The organism is Methylobacterium sp. WL18 (assembly GCF_008040015.1).
GTDB lineage: Bacteria > Pseudomonadota > Alphaproteobacteria > Rhizobiales > Beijerinckiaceae > Methylobacterium > Methylobacterium mesophilicum.
This window is the reverse complement of the sequence record NZ_VRVD01000844.1, coordinates 1-1,675: the sequence shown is the minus strand read 5'-3', so window position 1 is coordinate 1,675 and position 1,675 is coordinate 1. Positions and strand designations below refer to the sequence as shown.

Sequence of the window (1,675 nt, the reverse complement as noted above, 5' to 3'; positions counted from 1 at the left end):
GGATGCCGTCGCGGCGTCCGGCCGCGGCGCGTCCGCGACGGGCGAGGCCGACGACGAGGCCGAGCTTGACGCCGACCTGGAGGACGAGGAGGACGACGAAGACGATTCGGACGAGGACGACTCGGACGACGAGGACGAGGACGAGTCCGACGAGGAGTCGGATGAGGATTCCGACGACCCCGATGCCGAGCCCCGGATCGCCCAGGTCGGCGGCAACGGCGACGCGCTGGCCGAGATCCCCGAGCGGCCGCGCCACTACCGTCGCCACTACAAGATCCAGGAGGTGATCAAGCGCCGCCAGATCATCCTGGTGCAGGTGGTCAAGGAGGAGCGCGGCACGAAGGGCGCAGCGCTCACCACCTACCTGTCGCTCGCGGGCCGCTACTCGGTGCTGATGCCCAACACCGGCCGCGGTGGCGGCATCTCCCGGAAGATCACCTCGGCCGCCGACCGCAAGCGCCTCAAGGAGGTCGTGGCCGACCTGGAAGTGCCGGACGGCATGGGCGTGATCCTGCGCACCGCCGGCGCCTCGCGCTCCAAGCCCGAGATCGCCCGCGACTTCGAGTACCTGATGCGGTTGTGGGAGTCGGTCCGCGAATTGACCCTGACCTCGATGGCGCCGGCACTCGTCTACGAGGAGGGATCGCTGATCAAGCGGGCCATCCGCGACCTCTACAACAAGGACCTGGACGAGGTTCTGGTCTCCGGCGAGGAAGCCTACGCCGAGGCCAAGGACTTCATGCGGATGCTGATGCCCGGCCAGTCCAAGGTCGTGAAGCCCTACCGCGACCCGACGCCGATCTTCGCCCGCTACGGCGTCGAGCAGCAGCTCGACGCGATGTTCTCGACCCACGTGTCGCTGAAATCCGGCGGCTACCTGGTGATCAACCCGACCGAGGCGCTGGTCTCGATCGACGTGAACTCGGGCCGCTCGACCCGCGAGCACGACATCGAGGACACCGCGCTGCGGACGAACCTGGAGGCGGCCGAGGAGGTCGCCCGCCAGCTGCGCCTGCGCGACCTCGCGGGCCTGATCGTCATCGACTTCATCGACATGGAGGAGAAGCGCAACAACCGCGCGGTCGAGAAGAAGCTCAACGATTGCCTGAAGAACGACCGCGCCCGCATCCAGGTCGGCCGGATCTCGCCCTTCGGCCTGATGGAGATGAGCCGGCAGCGCATCCGCACCGGCGTGCTCGAATCGTCCTCGATCCCCTGCGTGCATTGCGGCGGCTCGGGCTACGTGCGGGCCACCGCCTCCGTGGCGCTGCACATCCTGCGCTCCATCGAGGAGGCGCTGCTCAAGTCGGCCTCCCACAACCTGATCCTGCGCACCAAGACCGAGGTGGCGCTGTACATCCTCAACCAGAAGCGCGGGCACCTGCGCGAGCTGGAAATACGCTTCGGCGTCACGCTCACGATCGCGGCCGACGAGCGGCTGCCGGTGACCACCGCGTTCCAGCTCGACCGCGGCGAGCCGGCCCAGCGGGCGGAGGGTCCGGTGACGGGCGTGCGCGCGCAGGCGATCTCGCCCGCCATGGAGTTCGAGGACGAGGACGACGTCGAGGAGGCCGACCTGGCCGAGGCGGAGTCCGAGGGTGACGCGGAAGAGGTGCGGACCGAGGCGCGCGAGGACGGCGCCCGTGAGGATGAGACTCGCGACGAGGGCGACGGC

General features: G+C 69.1%; 1 protein-coding gene. It reads left to right on the top strand.

Going from position 1 to position 1,675, the window contains the following annotated elements; all coding sequences use genetic code 11:
* The coding region (locus FV228_RS28930) for a ribonuclease E/G (protein ID WP_147857615.1) at nt 1–1,675 on the top strand (1,675 nt) is incomplete at both ends.